This window comes from Halorubrum californiense DSM 19288, from assembly GCF_000336875.1.
Lineage (GTDB): Archaea > Halobacteriota > Halobacteria > Halobacteriales > Haloferacaceae > Halorubrum > Halorubrum californiense.
The window spans coordinates 1-15,871 of the sequence record NZ_AOJK01000033.1 but is presented as its reverse complement, the minus strand read 5'-3'; the positions used below and the strand labels follow the sequence as shown (position 1 = coordinate 15,871).

Annotated in this window: 18 protein-coding genes and 1 pseudogene; 16 read left to right on the top strand and 3 right to left on the bottom strand. The window is 69.6% G+C overall.

Going from position 1 to position 15,871, the window contains the following annotated elements:
- Nucleotides 1-30 precede the first annotated feature (30 nt).
- Genes C463_RS06350 through rpsB form a run of 7 tightly spaced genes read left to right on the top strand, consistent with a single transcriptional unit; the run spans nucleotide 31 to nucleotide 3,642 of the window.
- Complete coding sequence (locus C463_RS06350) at nucleotides 31-384, top strand: 50S ribosomal protein L18e (RefSeq protein WP_004595256.1); 354 nt, start codon at nucleotides 31-33, stop codon at nucleotides 382-384.
- Nucleotides 381-830 carry a 50S ribosomal protein L13 gene (locus tag C463_RS06345; RefSeq protein ID WP_008442150.1) on the top strand — a complete coding sequence of 150 codons (450 nt, stop codon included), beginning with the start codon at nucleotides 381-383 and terminating at the stop codon, nucleotides 828-830. The genes C463_RS06350 and C463_RS06345 overlap by 4 nt, the downstream gene beginning before the upstream one ends.
- A complete protein-coding gene (locus C463_RS06340; protein ID WP_004595258.1) occupies nucleotides 824-1,222 on the top strand; it encodes a 30S ribosomal protein S9 in 399 nt (132 codons plus the stop codon). Before C463_RS06345 ends, C463_RS06340 begins: the two co-directional genes overlap by 7 nt.
- A 12-nt stretch (nucleotides 1,223-1,234) precedes the next feature.
- Complete coding sequence (locus tag C463_RS06335; RefSeq protein WP_008442149.1) at nucleotides 1,235-1,429, top strand: DNA-directed RNA polymerase subunit N; 195 nt, start codon at nucleotides 1,235-1,237, stop codon at nucleotides 1,427-1,429.
- Nucleotides 1,430-1,431: 2 nt separating this feature from the next.
- Complete coding sequence (locus C463_RS06330) at nucleotides 1,432-1,608, top strand: DNA-directed RNA polymerase subunit K (protein ID WP_006628057.1); 177 nt, start codon at nucleotides 1,432-1,434, stop codon at nucleotides 1,606-1,608.
- On the top strand, nucleotides 1,608-2,810 hold the full coding sequence (gene eno / locus C463_RS06325) for a phosphopyruvate hydratase (RefSeq protein WP_008442148.1): 1,203 nt from the start codon (nucleotides 1,608-1,610) through the stop codon (nucleotides 2,808-2,810). Before C463_RS06330 ends, eno begins: the two co-directional genes overlap by 1 nt.
- Before the next feature lie 16 nt (nucleotides 2,811-2,826).
- On the top strand, nucleotides 2,827-3,642 hold the full coding sequence (rpsB, locus tag C463_RS06320) for a 30S ribosomal protein S2 (protein ID WP_008442147.1): 816 nt from the start codon (nucleotides 2,827-2,829) through the stop codon (nucleotides 3,640-3,642).
- 109 nt (nucleotides 3,643-3,751) lie between these two features.
- On the opposite strand, the gene C463_RS06315 is transcribed toward rpsB, so the two are convergent.
- The 3 genes and pseudogenes from C463_RS06315 to C463_RS06305 all read right to left on the bottom strand — a co-directional run bounded on the left by C463_RS06315 (nucleotide 3,752) and on the right by C463_RS06305 (nucleotide 5,850).
- Nucleotides 3,752-4,132 carry a DUF4870 domain-containing protein gene (locus tag C463_RS06315; protein WP_049905637.1) on the bottom strand — a complete coding sequence of 127 codons (381 nt, stop codon included), beginning with the start codon at nucleotides 4,130-4,132 and terminating at the stop codon, nucleotides 3,752-3,754.
- A 64-nt stretch (nucleotides 4,133-4,196) separates the two neighbouring features.
- Nucleotides 4,197-4,762, bottom strand: a pseudogene (locus tag C463_RS06310) (mechanosensitive ion channel domain-containing protein).
- Nucleotides 4,763-4,851: 89 nt separating this feature from the next.
- A complete protein-coding gene (locus C463_RS06305; protein WP_008442142.1) occupies nucleotides 4,852-5,850 on the bottom strand; it encodes a hypothetical protein in 999 nt (332 codons plus the stop codon).
- Nucleotides 5,851-6,058: 208 nt separating this feature from the next.
- Between C463_RS06305 and C463_RS06300 the strand changes: the two genes are divergently transcribed.
- The 9 genes from C463_RS06300 to C463_RS06260 all read left to right on the top strand — a co-directional run.
- Complete coding sequence (locus tag C463_RS06300) at nucleotides 6,059-7,300, top strand: PstS family phosphate ABC transporter substrate-binding protein (RefSeq protein ID WP_008442141.1); 1,242 nt, start codon at nucleotides 6,059-6,061, stop codon at nucleotides 7,298-7,300.
- 156 nt (nucleotides 7,301-7,456) lie between these two features.
- Nucleotides 7,457-8,590, top strand: a complete 1,134-nt coding sequence (gene pstC / locus C463_RS06295; RefSeq protein ID WP_008442133.1) for a phosphate ABC transporter permease subunit PstC — start codon at nucleotides 7,457-7,459, stop codon at nucleotides 8,588-8,590.
- Nucleotides 8,590-10,218 (top strand): phosphate ABC transporter permease PstA, encoded by a 1,629-nt coding sequence (pstA, locus tag C463_RS06290; protein WP_008442132.1) that lies wholly within the window; start codon nucleotides 8,590-8,592, stop codon nucleotides 10,216-10,218. The genes pstC and pstA overlap by 1 nt, the downstream gene beginning before the upstream one ends.
- Before the next feature lie 5 nt (nucleotides 10,219-10,223).
- Nucleotides 10,224-11,174: a phosphate ABC transporter ATP-binding protein PstB gene (gene pstB, locus C463_RS06285; protein ID WP_008442130.1), complete on the top strand. Its 951-nt coding sequence runs from the start codon at nucleotides 10,224-10,226 to the stop codon at nucleotides 11,172-11,174.
- A 4-nt stretch (nucleotides 11,175-11,178) separates the two neighbouring features.
- Nucleotides 11,179-11,850 (top strand): phosphate signaling complex protein PhoU, encoded by a 672-nt coding sequence (gene phoU, locus C463_RS06280; RefSeq protein ID WP_008442128.1) that lies wholly within the window; start codon nucleotides 11,179-11,181, stop codon nucleotides 11,848-11,850.
- A gap of 1 nt (nucleotide 11,851) precedes the next feature.
- Nucleotides 11,852-12,877, top strand: coding sequence for an AbrB/MazE/SpoVT family DNA-binding domain-containing protein (locus tag C463_RS06275; RefSeq protein WP_008442125.1), 1,026 nt, complete (start codon nucleotides 11,852-11,854; stop codon nucleotides 12,875-12,877).
- A 90-nt stretch (nucleotides 12,878-12,967) separates the two neighbouring features.
- A complete protein-coding gene (gene mvk / locus C463_RS06270) occupies nucleotides 12,968-13,984 on the top strand; it encodes a mevalonate kinase (RefSeq protein ID WP_008442123.1) in 1,017 nt (338 codons plus the stop codon).
- Complete coding sequence (locus tag C463_RS06265; protein WP_008442122.1) at nucleotides 13,981-14,775, top strand: isopentenyl phosphate kinase; 795 nt, start codon at nucleotides 13,981-13,983, stop codon at nucleotides 14,773-14,775. Before mvk ends, C463_RS06265 begins: the two co-directional genes overlap by 4 nt.
- Before the next feature lie 81 nt (nucleotides 14,776-14,856).
- Nucleotides 14,857-15,871, top strand: a 1,015-nt coding sequence (locus C463_RS06260) for an Mrp/NBP35 family ATP-binding protein (RefSeq protein WP_008442120.1), incomplete at its 3' end; no start/stop codon positions are given.

The following is a 15,871-nucleotide window of genomic DNA, read 5'->3' as shown; positions in this document are numbered from 1 at the left end:
CCACGAACTCTCCACTCAGGAGGGACAGCTATGAGTAGCAAGACGAATCCGAAACTACAGAACCTCATCGCCGATCTGAAGTCGGTCTCGCGTGACTCCGGTGCCAACGTGTGGCAGGACGTCGCCGACCGACTGGAGAAGCCACGGCGCACGCACGCTGAGGTCAACCTGGGCCGCATCGAGCGGTACGCTCAGGAAGACGAGACGGTCGTCGTCCCCGGCAAGGTGCTGGGCAGCGGTGTGCTCGAAACGAACGTCACCGTCGCCGCCGTCGACTTCTCCGGGACCGCCCGGACGAAGATCGACCAGGCCGGCGAAGCGGTGACGCTGGAACAGTACGTCGAACAGAACCCCGAAGGAAGCAACGTCCGGGTGATTCGATGAGTCTCGCGAAGATAGACGCGGACGTCGTCGTCGACGCCCGCGACTGTATCCTCGGTCGCGTCTCCTCGGAGGTCGCACAGCGCGTCCTCGCCGGGGAGACCGTCGCCGTCGTCAACGCCGAACACGCCGTCATCACCGGCAACGAGGAGGCGACGATGGAGACGTACCACAAGCGCGCGGAACTCGGCTCGGACAGCGGGCCGTACTACCCCAAGCGCCCCGACCGGATTTTCAAGCGCGCCATCCGCGGCATGCTGCCGTACAAGTCGGAGGACGGCCGCGAGGCGTTCTCGAACGTGCGCGTGTACGTCGGGAACCCCTACGAGCGCGACGAGGACATCGACAGCGTTGTCCTCGACGGCACCTCGCTCGACCGCCTCTCGAACATCAAATTCACCACGCTCGGGTCGATCTCCGAGTCACTGGGAGCCAACGTCACATGGTAACGAACACCTCAGGCAAGAAGAAGACGGCCGTCGCCCGCGCCACCGTGCGCGAGGGCGAGGGTCGCGTTCGCATCAACTCCCAGCCAGTCGAGCTGGTCGAACCGGAGCAGGCGCGGCTCAAGATGCTCGAGCCGTTCCGCATCGCCGGCGAGGAGCTGCGCGACGGCGTCGACATCGACATCGACGTCGAGGGCGGCGGCTTCAGCGGCCAGGCGGACGCGACGCGGACCGCCATCGCCCGCGGCCTCGTCCAGCACCTCGGCGACGCCGAGCTGCGCGACGCGTACATGAACTTCGACCGCACCCTGCTGGTCAACGACGTGCGCCAGTCCGAACCCAAGAAGTGGGGCGGACCCGGCGCGCGCGCTCGCTACCAGAAGTCCTACCGCTGAGGTGATCCAGTCATGATGATCCCCGTCCGGTGTTTCACGTGCGGCAACGTCGTGGGTGAACACTGGGAAGAGTTTAAACAGCGGGCTCGCGAGGGCGACGAGGACCCCGGCGAGGTGCTCGACGACCTCGGGGTCGACCGGCACTGCTGCCGGCGCATGTTGGTGAGCCACCGCGACCTCGTCGACGTCGTCTCGCCGTACCAGTAACTATGTCAGGACAGCGATACAATCGATACGAGAAGGCACGCATCCTCGGCGCGCGAGCGCTACAGGTGTCCTACGGGGCGCCCGTGCTGATCGACACGGACCAGACGGAGCCGATCCTCGTCGCCGCGGAGGAGTACGACGCGGGCGCGCTCCCGTTCACGGTCCGGAGGGAGAGCTGATGACGCGGATCACCAGCGTCTCGCTCCGTCGCGTGCTCGACTCGCGGGGGAACCCGACGGTCGAGGCCGACGTGCTCACTGAGTCCGGCGGCTTCGGCCGCGGGGCGGCCCCCAGCGGGGCCTCCACGGGCGAGTACGAGGCGATCGAACTGCCCGCGAGCGAGTCGATCGCGAAGGCCCGCGAACACGCGGTGCCGCGCCTCGAAGGCGTCTACGCGGGCGACCAGCGCGCGGTCGACAACGCCCTGCGCGCCGCCGACGGGACGGACGACTTCTCCGCGGTCGGCGCCAACAGCGCGGTCGCCATCTCGATGGCGGCCGCGAAGGCCGCGGCCGACGTGCTGGGCGCGCCGCTGTACCAGCACCTCGGCGGCGCGTTCCGCGGCGAGAACTTCCCGATTCCGCTCGGCAACGTCGTCGGCGGCGGGGAGCACGCCAAGGAGGCGACCCACATCCAAGAGTTCCTCGCGGCACCCGTCGGCGCGCCGAGCGTCTCGGAGGCCGTCTTCGCGAACGCCGCGGTCCACGCGGCGGTCGCGGACGTGCTCGACGAGCGCGGCGTCCCCGCGGCGAAGGGCGACGAGGGCGCGTGGGCGCCCCCCATCTCGGACGCGGACGCGTTCGAGGTCGTCGACGAGGCGGTCGACCGCGTCGAGGAGGAGGTCGGATTCGAGATCCGCTTCGGGCTCGACATGGCCGCCGCCGAACTGTACGACGACGACCGAGGGGCGTACGTGTACGGCGACGAGACGAAGTCGGCCGACGAGCAGATCGAGTACGTCGCCGGCCTCGTCGACGAGTACGACCTCGCGTACGTCGAGGACCCGCTCGACGAGAACGACTACGAGGCGTTCGCGGAGTTGACCGATCAGGTCGGCGACCGGACGCTGATCTGCGGCGACGACCTGTTCGTCACCAACGTCGAGCGGCTTCAAGACGGCATCGACGCCGGCGCGGCCAACAGCATCCTGATCAAGCCGAACCAGATCGGGACGCTGTCGGACGCGTTCGACGCCGTCGAACTCGCCGCCCGCAACGGGTACGAGACGGTTATCTCCCACCGTTCGGGCGAGACCGAGGACACCACCATCGCACACCTCGCCGTGGCGACCGACGCCGGCTACATCAAGACCGGCACGGTCGGCGGCGAGCGAACCGCCAAGCTGAACGAACTGGTCCGCATCGCGGACGACGCGGTATGACGGGCCCACACCACGCATGAGCGAAGACAACGACGCGGTCGAACTCGACGACGACGCGGAGACCGAGGCGGTCGACGCGGCGGTCGAGGAGGAGGCCGACACGACCGAGGAACCGACCGCCGACGCGGCTGCCGAGGGGGCGTCTGCCGACGCCGAACCCGAGGCATCCGCCGACGCCGAGAGCGAGGCCGCCGAGGAGACCGAGGAGGAGGACGCCTCCCCGTTCGACGACGACGTCATGCCCGACGACGACGTCGACCTGTTGATTCCGGTCGAGGACTACCTCTCCGCGGGTGTCCACATCGGGACCCAGCAGAAGACGAAGGACATGGAGCGGTTCATCCACCGCGTCCGCGACGACGGGCTCTACGTCCTCGACGTGAGCCTCACCGACCAGCGGATCCGCACGGCCGCGGACTTCCTCGCGAACTACAACCCCGAGCAGATCCTCGTCACGTCCTCGCGGCAGTACGGCCGGTTCCCGGCCGAGAAGTTCGCGGACGCCATCGGCGCCCGCGCCCGCACCGGCCGCTTCATCCCCGGCACGCTGACGAACCCCGACTACGCCGGCTACATCGAGCCGGACGTCGTCGTGGTGACCGACCCGATCGGCGACGCGCAGGCCGTCAAGGAGGCCATCACCGTCGGCATCCCGGTGATCGCGATGTGCGACTCCAACAACCAGCTGTCGAACGTCGACCTCGTCATCCCGACGAACAACAAGGGTCGACGCGCGCTGTCGGTCGTCTACTGGCTCCTCGCCAACGAGACGCTCGACCGCCGCGGCGCCGACACCGTGTTCGCCCTCGAGGACTTCGAGGACGAGCTCTAAGCCGGTCGCTTTTTGCGTTCACGGTCCCGTTTCGGTCGACTTCCGCCCGCTAGCCGTCGGTCTCCGCCCGCCGGCCGTCGGTAGCCGCACCACCGGAAGAGGACCGTCGTCAGACGATGTCGGGCGTGAACGGGTACGAGTACACCTTCCCGTCGTTGGCCTTCACCGTGCCGACGAGGACCAGGACTAGGTCGGCGACCGCGATGATCGGGAACAGCAGGAGGCCGACGAACACGAAACTGAGGGCGCCGGCGATCATGAGCGCGACGAAGACGATGATCTGGAAGTTCAGCGAGTTCTTCGCGTTCCGTTCGACGAGCTCGTCGCCGTCGTCGGCGAGGATCAGGAAGAGGATCGGGCCGAGGAAGGAGGCGAAGAGGGCCGACGCGTGCGACAGCGCCGCCAGCGTCGTGTCGCCCTCGACGGTGTCGCCCTCGGCGGTGTCGCCCTCGGCGGTCGCGTCGACGGTCTCGGTGGACTCGGTTGCCATAGCGATGGAGTTTCGGAGCGGATTGATAAGTGTTGGGAGAGTGTGACACGACCGCGGCCCGCGCTCAGTCGGCCGTCGACGCCTCGTCGCCGGCGGTCTCCTCCGCCGCCGGAACGTCGTGCGTCCACCGCGGTTCGCCATCACGATCCGGTCGCCGGCGTCGGTGTCGATCCGCGTCTTCCGGAGTTCGATGGCGGCGACGGTGCCGGTGACGCCCTTGGCGTCGACGCGATAGCCGACGTTGAAGTCGGGGTCCCGCAGGAGGTAGACGCCCGCCACCGTGTCCTCTATCATCTCGGAGAGCGCGTAGGAGAGGCCCAGGGCGATGAAGCCGACCGCAGTGCCGAGGCTCGCGGCGATGTCGCCCATGCCGACGACCTTGAGGAAGGTGAGCGCGACCCCGAACCAGAGGAAGATCGCGACGAGCGTCACGATGAGGTCGCCGACCAGCTCCCGGTCGCCGACGTACAGTCGTTCGATCGACCTGCTGACAACGGAGAGGACGATCCGCACCGTCAGGTACGCCAGCGCGAGGAAGATCAGCCCAGAAAGCAGCCGCGGCACCGCGACGACCAGCCCCTCGGCGAAGTTCGAAAGCGACCGGGAGACGAGCGACGGGATCTGGGTCAGTGCCCGATCAGACGTTCGCGCGGGTGGAATAGGTACGGGCCGCGGCGTCGATGGGCGAGGCCGCGGCGTCGAGGCGCGGGACCGCGGCGTCAGTTCGCGTCGGTCTCGTTCGGGCCGGGCTCGGGCGACGACGTATTTGGCGGTGCGGCGTCCGTCGGCGTCGGTCCGCCGTCGGACAGCGCCGACCGCACCTCGGCGACGGTCTCATCCACGCGCGCCCACGCCACGGGCGGCTCGACGGCCTCGAGTTCCGTGTCGAGGCCGTCGAGCCGCTCCTCGAACCGGTCGTCCCACGCCGGTCCGTCGGCGAGCGCCGCCGCGTGGTCCGCTACCTCGGTTTCGAGGCCGTCGAGCCGCTCGTCGACGCCGTCCGGGAAGGAGACGCCGTCACGGCCGGCCCACGTGCGGAGGTCGTCGGCCTCGGCCCGAAGGTCGGCGACGACGAGGTCGAGGACGCGCGTCTGGACCGTCGCGTCGAACCACCGCTCTCGGTCGGGCTCGGCGACGTCCCGAAGCGACTCGACGGTCTCCGCGACAGCCGCAACCGACTCCGCCGCGGCGTCGACCTCGTCCACGAGCGCGTCGTGGCGTCGGTTGGCCGAGTTGAGCCACGCCTCGAACGCCTCCAGTTCGGTTTCGAGGTCGTGAGCGATCCGGACGATGTCCTGCGCGTCGGTCGTGACCTCGTGGAGGGCGACCGCGGCGCGGTAGAGTTCCACCGGGGAGTCAAGTCCCGATCTGGCCTCGCCCAGTTCGTCGCCGAGCGCCTCCACGTCCGCCCGGAGGTCGTCCAGCCGGTCCCCGAACGCGCGGCGTCGAACGGCGACGATATCGAGGTCCGGCGCGTCCGCGGCGGCGGCGGTCGTCTCCTCGTGAGTCCGCGTCGCGAGGTCGACCCGGGTCTCCGCGGTCGCGAGGATCTGTGCCACGTCGGTGACGCTCGCCTCTATCGCCGCGGACGAGACCGTCCCGTCGTCGGTGAACGGATCGAGCCACGTCCGGATCGACTCCGGATCCTCGTCCGTTCGATCGACGACCTCGCCGACGAGTACGTCGGTTGAAACGTTTTCTGTCACCGGTCGGCTCATGTGGTGCCGTACTCGACACGGTGGTGTTATTCCTTCGGTCAGAGCCGAGTATTGACAGATAGAGGCCATTAGAGTGCTATACTGTGCTATATAGGTTATTTATCTCGCTATGATAGATATGGGAACTACCGAGTACTCACTTCGGTCACGGACGCGGACATATCAGAAATATAAACCAGTTTAATACGCTACGCTGTGTCTCCACTCGATGTCAGACCGGAACTGGGTCGACGGCGGCGTGTCGCGGCGGAAAGTTCTCATCACGTGCGGTGCGCTCGGAACCGCCGGATTGGCGGGCTGTAGCGGCGGTAGCGACGGCGGCGACGGCGGCTCCGGGGACGGCGGCGACAGCATGGACGGCAGTGACGGGTCCGACGGCAGCGACGGTAGCGACGGCGGCGACAGCTCCGGGCAGAGTACGTCGCTGCTCAACGCCGAGGGCTCCTCGACCGTGTACCCCATCTCGAACACGGGGAGCTCCTACTGGAACTCCAACGCGCCGCCGAGCGACGGCGAATACTGGGGCGCCAACGACGAGAGTTCGGTCCCCGGCTGGGACGAACTCGCCGCCGACGGCGCGGACGACATGCTCATCGCCGACTACTTCGCCGCGAAGTTCGGCTTCGAGCCGACCGACCAGCGCTCCTCGCCGCCGTTCCCGACGACGGTCGGCCTGAGCCACTCGGGGACCGGCTGTGAGGCCGTCACCGACGGCCTCGTCGACATCGGCAACTCCTCCGGCCCGATCACGGCCGAGCTCGACTGGAGCGATGAGAAGGCACAGAACACGGTCGTCGACAACGTCGTCGGCCGCGACGGGCAGCCGGTCGTCATCAGCTCCGACGTCGCCGACGCCGGCGTTACCCAGCTGACCGGCGAGCAGATTCGCCAGATCTACCAGGACGAGATTACCAACTGGAACCAGATCGACGGCGTCGACTACGACCAAGAGATCTACGCCATCGGTCGCGCCGAGGGGTCGGGAACCGACACCTCGTTCCGCCTGAACATGCTCGGCGCCGCCGACGCTTCGATGTCGGGTGTCGACACCCGCTTCGGGCAGAACCAGCAGGTCGCCCAGGCCGTCGGCCAGAACGAGGGGTCCATCGCGTACATGGCGCTCGCGTTCACCAGCGAGACGGTCATCCCGATCTCCATCGAGTTCGACGGCACGCTGTACGAGACCAGCCGCGACGCGGAGAACACCATCTTCGACAGCTCGTACCCGCTCAACCGCGACCTCCACATGTACACGCTGATCGAGGAGAGCAACCCCGACGGGGGCGGCTACGACACGCGCGAGGCGGCGTTCGTCAACATGTTCCTCAACGAGTTCGGACAGACCGTCTTCGTCGAGGGGAACAACTACATCCCGCTCCCGACGAGCGACCTGGAGTCGATGAAAGAGCAGGTCTCGTCCGTCGCGACGGAAGAGCTCCTCTCGCCGTAGGTCCCCGCGCCTCGGCCCTTCAGCCACGCACCGAGAACCGACCCGGTTCGGCCCGCGTCGGTCGCCGAACCCCTCGCGGGACGTCCGGGATCCGCTGTCGACCACACGACGTTTCCACCAGACACGCATCACGAGGATGTCACTCATAACAGATTCATGGTACCGGTAATCGGCTCCCAAAGCGGACGAATACGCGACGCGCTCGGCGCGCAGCGCAGGCGGCTCAGGGAGTTCGCCGACGAGACCGAACCGACGGCGCTGGCGATCATCGCCGTGATGGTCCTGTCGCTGCTCGGCGCGTTCGTCGGCTTTCTGGCCGTCTCCGACCTCACCATTGTTCCCTTCCTCGCCTTCCTCACCGCCGCGGGGATCGGCTGGTTCCGGTACCAAGAGGAGACGGCGTACGTCATCGCGCTGATGATGACGGTGTCGACGATCCTCATCCTCGGGCTGATCATCGTGTTCATCTTCCGAGAGTCGGTCCCGGTGATCCGATACGAGAGCGCGACGGTGTTCGGGATCACGGTCCCCGGCCTGCGGATGTTCATCCAGCCGAACTGGGACGCCGTCTCGCCGCCCATCCGGTACTCGATGGTGCCGATGATCCACGGGACGGTGATGGTAACGCTCATCGCCTCCGCCGTCGCCGCCCCGCTGGGCGTCTCCGCGGCGCTGTTCCTCTCTGAGATCGCCCCGGCGACGGTCCGCGAGGTCGTCAAGCCCGGCGTCGAGATCCTCGCCGGCATCCCCTCGATCGTCTACGGGTTCATCGGGTTCACCGTGCTGGGTCCGTGGGCGTCTACCCAGTTCCAGACGACCGGACAGGGATCGTACCTGTTCGTCGGCATCGTCGTCGGGGTGATGGCGCTGCCGACCGTCGTCTCCGTCGCGGAGGACGCGCTGAGCAGCGTCCCCGAGTCGATGAAGAGCGGGTCGCTGGCGATGGGGACGACCGACTGGCAGACCATGACCTCGATCACGCTGCCCGCTGCGTTCTCCGGCGTGTCGGCCGCGGTCCTGCTCGGCGTCGGCCGCGCCATCGGCGAGACGATGGCCGCGACGGTGATGCTGCGGGGCGTGCCGCGGCTCACGGAGCCGCTCGTCAACGTCTTCTACGGCCAGGAGACGCTGACCTCTATCATCGCGCGGAACTACGGCGAGGCGGACGGGTTCCAGATGGACGCGCTGTTCGTCGCGGGCGTAATCCTGTTCATCACCGTTCTCGTCATCTCCATCGGCGCGCAGTACATCGAGTGGCGGGTGCACAAGCGGCTCGGAGGTGAGGTCTGATGGCGGGCGCGAGCGAGGCGGACGCGCAACTCGTCGAGCCGAACACCACAGAGACGGACGCCGTCGCCGGCGTCGCCGTCGGGCTCTCCGCGGTCCTGTTCGCGCTCGCCGTCGCCGCGATGTTCGAGCGCGTCAGCCTCACCGGGTCGCTGTTCGGCGTCCAGACCGTGACGCTGCTCGGCGGACTGCTGACCGCGCTCGGCGTCGCGGTGATCGCCTTCGGGGCCGGATCGCGGCTCGGGTACGTCAAGACGACCCCCGACCCGAGCGCCGGACTGATCGCCGGGATCGGCGCCGCCGTCCCGTGGGTCGTCGTCGGTGGCGCCGTCGCGAGCCAGACCCTCGGCCTCGGCACGACGGTCGGCGCGGTCGCCGGGATCGCCACCGGCGGCGTCGCGTTCGCGCTCACCGTCCTCCCGCGCGAGGACCTCGGGTCGACGCTCCCGCTCGGGAGCCTCCTCGCGCTGACCGGACTCGTGTTCCTGACCGGCGTCATCGGGCCGACGTGGGTGTGGGAGCTCGGCTGGGCACAGCAGGCCGCGATCACCGCGGAGTTCCTGATCCCCGTCGCGACGTTGTTCACCACCCTCTACGGCGGCTGGGCGTCGGCGAAGGCGTACGGCGGGTTCGGCGCCCGCGGGCGCCACATGGGCGCGTACGTCCTCGTCTACCTCAACGCGCTCTCGATCGTCGCCTTCCTGTTCATCCTCGTCGCCTTCGTCGTCGTTCAGGGGATTCCGGGGCTGCTGAACGGCGCCGAGATAGGGCTCGGCACCGGGCCCCAGACGACGATACTCGGGATTTCGGTCACGCTCCCGGTGTCCGTCCCGTTTGTGATGAACGGCGTCGCCCTGTTCAACGACTTCCAAGGCGTGCTGCCCGCGATCGTCGGCACGGTCTGGCTCGTGGCCGGCGCGGTCGCGCTGGCGGTGCCGCTCGGCGTCGGTGCGGCCGTCTTCCTCACCGAGTACGCGGACCGCGGCCGGTTCACGCAGGTCGTCGAGGTCGCGACCAACGGGCTGTGGAGCACCCCGAGCATCGTCTTCGGGCTGTTCGGGTTCGCCTTCCTCATCCCTCGGTTCGGCAACGGGAAGTCGCTGCTCTCCGGAATGATCACGCTCGGGTTCATGCTCCTCCCGCTCGTGGTGATCACCTCCCGCGAGGCGATGCTCTCCGTCCCCGACGAGTACCGCGACGCGAGCGCCGCGCTCGGCGTCTCGAAGTGGCAGACGATCCGGAGCGTCGTCCTCCCGGCGGCGCTCCCGGGCGTCGTCACTGGGGTCATCCTCGGCGTCGGCCGGATCGCCGGCGAGACGGCCCCGATACTGCTGACGATGGCCGGCGGAACCTTCGTCCCGGGCTCGCAGACGGTCGACGTCATCGGCGGCTTCCAGTTCACGGCGTCGCCGCCGTTCGTCGCCAACCCGGCCCTGCTGGAGGCGACCTCGGCGCTGCCGTACCAGCTGTACGCCCTCATTTCCGCCGGCGTGGGCGCAAGCAGCAACGTCGGCAACGCGGACGAGTTCCGCTGGGCGACGGCGCTGGTCCTCCTGATCGTCGTCCTCTCTTTCTACGCGATCGGTATCGCGACGCGCTACTACTTCCGGCGGCGGCTCACACACACCTGAATCCGATGAGCGAGAACACCACTCAACAGACCCAGACCGCATCGACCGACGACCGCTCGCCGACCGACGACCGCTCGCCGACCGACGACCGCTCGCCCACCACGACGGCCGGCGAGACCGTCGAGCAGACCCGAGAGGAGTGGACCGAGTACGAGTTCCGGGGCGAGACCAAGATGGCGGTCGAGGACCTCGACGTCCACTACGGCGACGACCACGCGCTGAAGGGCGTCTCGATGGAGATTCCGGAGAAAAGCGTCACCGCGCTCATCGGCCCCTCCGGCTGCGGGAAGTCGACGTACCTCCGGTGTCTCAACCGGATGAACGACCGGGTCAGCTCCGCCCGGATCGACGGCTCGGTGACGCTGGACGGCGAGGAGATCTACCAGGACGGCGTCAACCTCGTCGAACTCCGGAAGCGGGTCGGAATGGTGTTCCAGTCGCCGAACCCGTTCCCGAAGTCGATCCGCGAGAACATCGCCTACGGCCCGAAGAAGCACGGCGACCTCGACACGGGGCTGCTCGCCCGCCTGCTGAACCGGAGCGACGCGGACGAGCGCGACGAACTCGTCGAGCGGTGCCTGCGCGACGCGGCGCTGTGGGACGAGGTGAGCGACCGCCTCGACGACAACGCGCTCGGCCTCTCCGGCGGCCAACAACAGCGCCTCTGCATCGCCCGCTGTCTCTCGGTCGACCCGGAGGTCATCCTGATGGACGAGCCGGCCTCGGCGCTCGACCCCATCGCCACCGCGAAGATCGAGGACCTGATCGACGACCTCTCCGAACACTACACCGTCGTCATCGTCACGCACAACATGCAGCAGGCGGCCCGGATATCGGACCAGACCGCCGTGTTCCTCACGGGCGGCGAACTCGTCGAGTACGGCGACACCGATCAGGTGTTCGAGGACCCGCACAGCGAGCGCGTCGAGGACTACATCACCGGCAAGTTCGGGTGATCGCATGCCCCGAGAACAGTACCAGGACTCGCTCGACGAGCTCCGGGCCGACGTACTCGCCATGGGAGATCAGGTGATCGGGCAGGTCGAACGGAGCCTCGACGCCGTCGAACGCCGCGACGAGTCGCTGGCGCAGGACGTGGTCGACCGCGACGCGGCGGTCAACGAGACGTACCTGCGCTTGGAGGACCGCTGCGTCGACCTCTTCGCGCTCCAGCAGCCGGTCGCCGGCGACCTCCGGTTCGTCACCGCGTCGTTCAAGATCATCACCGACCTCGAACGCATCGGCGACCTCGCGGTCAATCTCGCGGATTACCTCCGGACCGCGACGCAGACGCTCTCGCCGGAGGTCCAGCTCGGCGTCATCGGCGAGGCGGCGCGCGACCTCCTCGAACGGAGCCTCGCCGCGTACGAGGCCGAGGACGCGGCCGCGTGCCGGGCGGTCGCGACCGACGACGACGAGGTCGACGCGCTCTGCCAGCGCGCGAGCGAGAGCGTCACCCGCGACCTGATCGCGGAGAGCGACGGGGACGGCTGGGAGGTCGAGCGGGTGTTGGACGACGTGTCGCGGGTCCTGTTGACGGTCCGGGACCTCGAACGGGTCGCGGACCACGCCGTGAACATCGCGGCGCGGACCCTCTACATGATCGAAAACGATCCGGAGCTGCTCTACTGAGATGGAGTCACGAAAGGTCCAGACCGTGGGAAACGGAACGTACACGGTCTCGCTCCCGAAGGAGTGGGCGGAGTCGCAGGGCGTCGCGTCCGGCGACACCGTGACGCTCCACGACCACATCGACGGCGTGCTGGCTGTCCAGACCGGGAACGGTGACGACTGTGACCCGCCCGTCGCCCGGATCGAGTCGGCCGACCCGGCGGTGATAGAGCGGGCGCTGCGGGCGGCCTACGCCGCCGGCGCGCGCGAGGTCACGCTCGAACGGGACGAGCCGCTCACCCCGGCCCAGCGGCGCGTCGTCGAGCGGGTCGCCCGCAACCGGGTCGGGATGTCCGTGGCCGCGGAGTCGGGGACCGCGACGACGGTCCAGATCATGCTGGACTCGGCGGAGGTCTCCGTGAGCCAGTCGCTCCGACAGCTGGCGTTCACGGTGCGCTCGATACACGGCGACGCGGTCGAGGCGCTGGCGGCGCCCCCCGACTCGTCGCCGATCGGCTCCCGCGACGGGCAGGTCGACCGCCTCGCGTCGATGATCGACCGCTCCGTCTCCCGGGGCATGGCGGACCTCGGGGAGGTCGACGCGCTCGGGACGACCCGCCCGGAGCTGTTCGAGTCGTGGACGGCGATGCGAGAGCTGTGCCGCTTCCGCGACGCGGCGGCGGACATCGGGGACGCGGCGGCGTCGCTCGACGCCCCGCCGTCAGACGGGCGGCTGGAGACGTGTCGCGACGTCGGCGCCGCGGTCCGGGAGGTCGTCTCCGACGGGGTGAGCGTCGCCCTCGGCGACGACGGCGCCGACGTCGCTCGGGGCGCGATCGGCGACCTCAGTCGGGCTCGCGACGAGATCGACGCGCTCGACCGGGATCTGGACGACGCGGGCGAGGGGGCAGCGGCACTCCGGCGCGTCTCGCGCGCGCTGCGGCGGACCGCGGAGTGCGGCGGCGACGTGGCGGAGATCGGGCTGCGCCGGGCGATCCGGTGCCGGGAGCCGATCCGCGACCGCGAGCCGAGTCGGACGGAGCAGTAGGCCTCGTCGCAGGCCGGGGAGATAGATTCCGCCGCGGGCCGGAACCCGGCAAGCGCAACGACTGTAAGCCCGCGGAGCGACGGTCGCCGTATGACCGTTTGCGAGGCGCCGGGGAAGGTGTACCTCTTCGGCGAACACGCCGTCGTCTACGGCGAGCCGGCCGTGCCGGCGGCCATCGAGCGACGCGCCGCGGTGACCGTCGAGCCGCGCGAGGACGACCACGTGCGCGTCGAGGCCGAGGACCTCTCCCTGAACGGGTTCACCGTGGAGTACGCCGGCGGCACCGGCGACCGGCCCGACGTGGACGTGCCGACCCCGCTCGTCGAGGCCGCGATGGGGTACGTCGACGCGGCCGTCGAGCAGGCCCGGGACGCCGCCGACGCGCCCGACGCCGGTTTCGACATCACCGTCGAGAGCGACATCCCGCTGGGCGCGGGGCTCGGGTCGTCCGCGGCCGTGGTCGTGGCCGGCATCGACGCCGCGACGCGCGCGCTCGGCGAGCCGCTCGACCGGCGTGAGATCGCCGACCGGGCGTACCGGGCCGAGTACGAGGTTCAGGACGGACAGGCCTCCCGCGCGGACACGTTCTGCTCGACGATGGGCGGCGCGGTGCGGGTCGAGGGCGACGACTGCGAGCCGATCGACGCCCCCAACCTGCCGTTCGCCGTCGGCTTCGACGGCGGCGCGGGCGACACCGGCGAACTGGTCGCGGGCGTCCGCGAACTGCGGGCTGAACACGAGTTCGCCGCGGACACCGTGGAGTCGATCGGCGACCTCGTCCGGACGGGCGAGGAGCTGCTCGCCGAGGCTGACCCCCACAGCGAGCCGGAACCGGCGTTGCTCGCGGAGCTCGGCGAGCTGATGGACTTCAACCACGGGCTGCTCACGGCGCTCGGCGTCTCCGCCCGGTCGCTCGACGCGATGGTGTGGGCCGCGCGGGACGCGGGCGCGCACGGCGCGAAGCTCACCGGCGCGGGCGGCGGCGGCTGTATCGTCGCCTTGGACGAGAGCGACGCGACGGAGACCGCGCTGTCGTTCACGCAGGGCTGCGAAGAGGCGTTCCGCGCGGAGCTGGCGACGGAGGGCGTCCGGGTGGTGGAGCCGTGACGGGCGATGACTCAGTCCGCAACGTCGACGGCGCCGCACCCCCCGTCGTCCTCAAACTCGGGGGGAGTCTGATCACCGAGAAGGGCCGGCCCGAAACCCTCGACGACGCGGCGCTTTCGGCCGCCTGCGACGCCGTCGCCGACGCGCTCGCGGCGGGCGCGGCCGACCGGCTCGTCGTCGTCCACGGCGGCGGGAGCTTCGGCCACCATCACGCCAGCGAACACGGGGTGTCGACGACCGACGGGACGCGGGACGCGGAGGCGGTGGCCGCGATTCACGGCGCGATGAAGCGCCTCAACGCGCACGTGCTGGAGCGGTTGCGGGAGCGCGGCGTGCCCGCGGTCCCGGTCCACCCGCTGTCGCTCGCGGCGCGGGCCGACGGCGCGGACGGCGGACTCGACCTCCCGCTCGGATCGACCGTGACGCTGCTCGGCGAGGGGCTCGTCCCCGTCCTCCACGGCGACGGCGTGGCGACTGCGGGCGACGGGGTGACGGTCGTCTCGGGCGACGAGTTGGTCGTGGAACTCGCGACCGGGCTCGGCGCGCGCCGCGTGGGCGTCTGCTCGACGGTCCCCGGCGTCCTCGACGGCGCCGGCGACGTGATTAGCGAGATCGACGAGTTCGCCGCGGTCGCGGACGCGCTCGGCGCGAGCGACGCGACCGACGTCTCCGGCGGGATGGCCGCGAAGGTGCGGGAGCTGCTCGCGCTCGACGCGCCGGCGTACGTGTTCGGCGCGGACGGGCTGGCCCCGTTCCTGCGCGGCGAGGACGCCGGGACGCGGATCGACTGAGCGGGTGACCGCGGGCGCGTCGCGAACGGTGGCGCGCCCGGGTACAGAACCCTTATTCGACCCACGGCCCTCCCACCGGGCATGAACGAATCGGACGTGCGGGAGCGGCTCGCGGACGTGCGGGACCCCGACCTCGGCGACGACATCGTCTCGCTCGGGCTGGTGAACGACGTTGAGGTCGACGACGACGCCGGGACCGTCCACGTGTCGCTCGCGCTCGGCGCGCCCTTCTCGCCGAACGAGTCGGCCGTCGCGGACGACGTGCGCGAGGCGCTCGCGGACACCGGCCTCGACGTCGAGCTGTCGGCGTCGATCCCGGACGACCTCTCGACGGACGAGCAGGTCCTCCCGGGCGTCCAGAACGTGATTGCGGTCGCCTCCGGGAAGGGCGGCGTCGGGAAGTCGACCGTTGCGGTGAACCTCGCAGCCGGGCTCTCCGAGCTGGGCGCCCGCGTCGGCCTGTTCGACGCCGACGTGTACGGGCCGAACGTGCCGCGGATGGTGTCGGCCGAACAGCGCCCGGAGACGGACGGCGAGACGATCGTCCCGCCCGAGCGGTTCGGGGTGAAGCTGATGAGCATGGATTTCCTCACCGGCGAGGACGACCCCGTCATCTGGCGCGGCCCGATGGTCCACAAGATCATCACCCAGCTCGTCGAGGACGTGGAGTGGGGGGAACTCGACTACCTCGTGATGGACCTGCCGCCGGGGACGGGCGACACCCAGCTCACGATCCTCCAGACGCTTCCCCTGACGGGCGCCGTGATCGTCACGACACCGCAGGACGTGGCGCTCGACGACGCGGTGAAGGGGCTCCGCATGTTCGGCAAACACGACACGAACGTCCTCGGCATCGCGGAGAACATGGCCGGCTTCCGCTGTCCGGACTGCGGCGGCTTCCACGAGATATTCGGCTCCGGCGGCGGGAAGGGGCTCGCGCAGGAGCACGAGCTCCCGTTCCTGGGCGGCATCCCGCTCGACCCGGACGTGCGCACCGGCGGCGACGACGGCGAGCCCGTCGTCCTGGAGGACGGCGAGACGGCGGACGCGTTCCGGGTGCTCGTCGAGAACGTCGCGAACAACGCCGGCGTCGTCC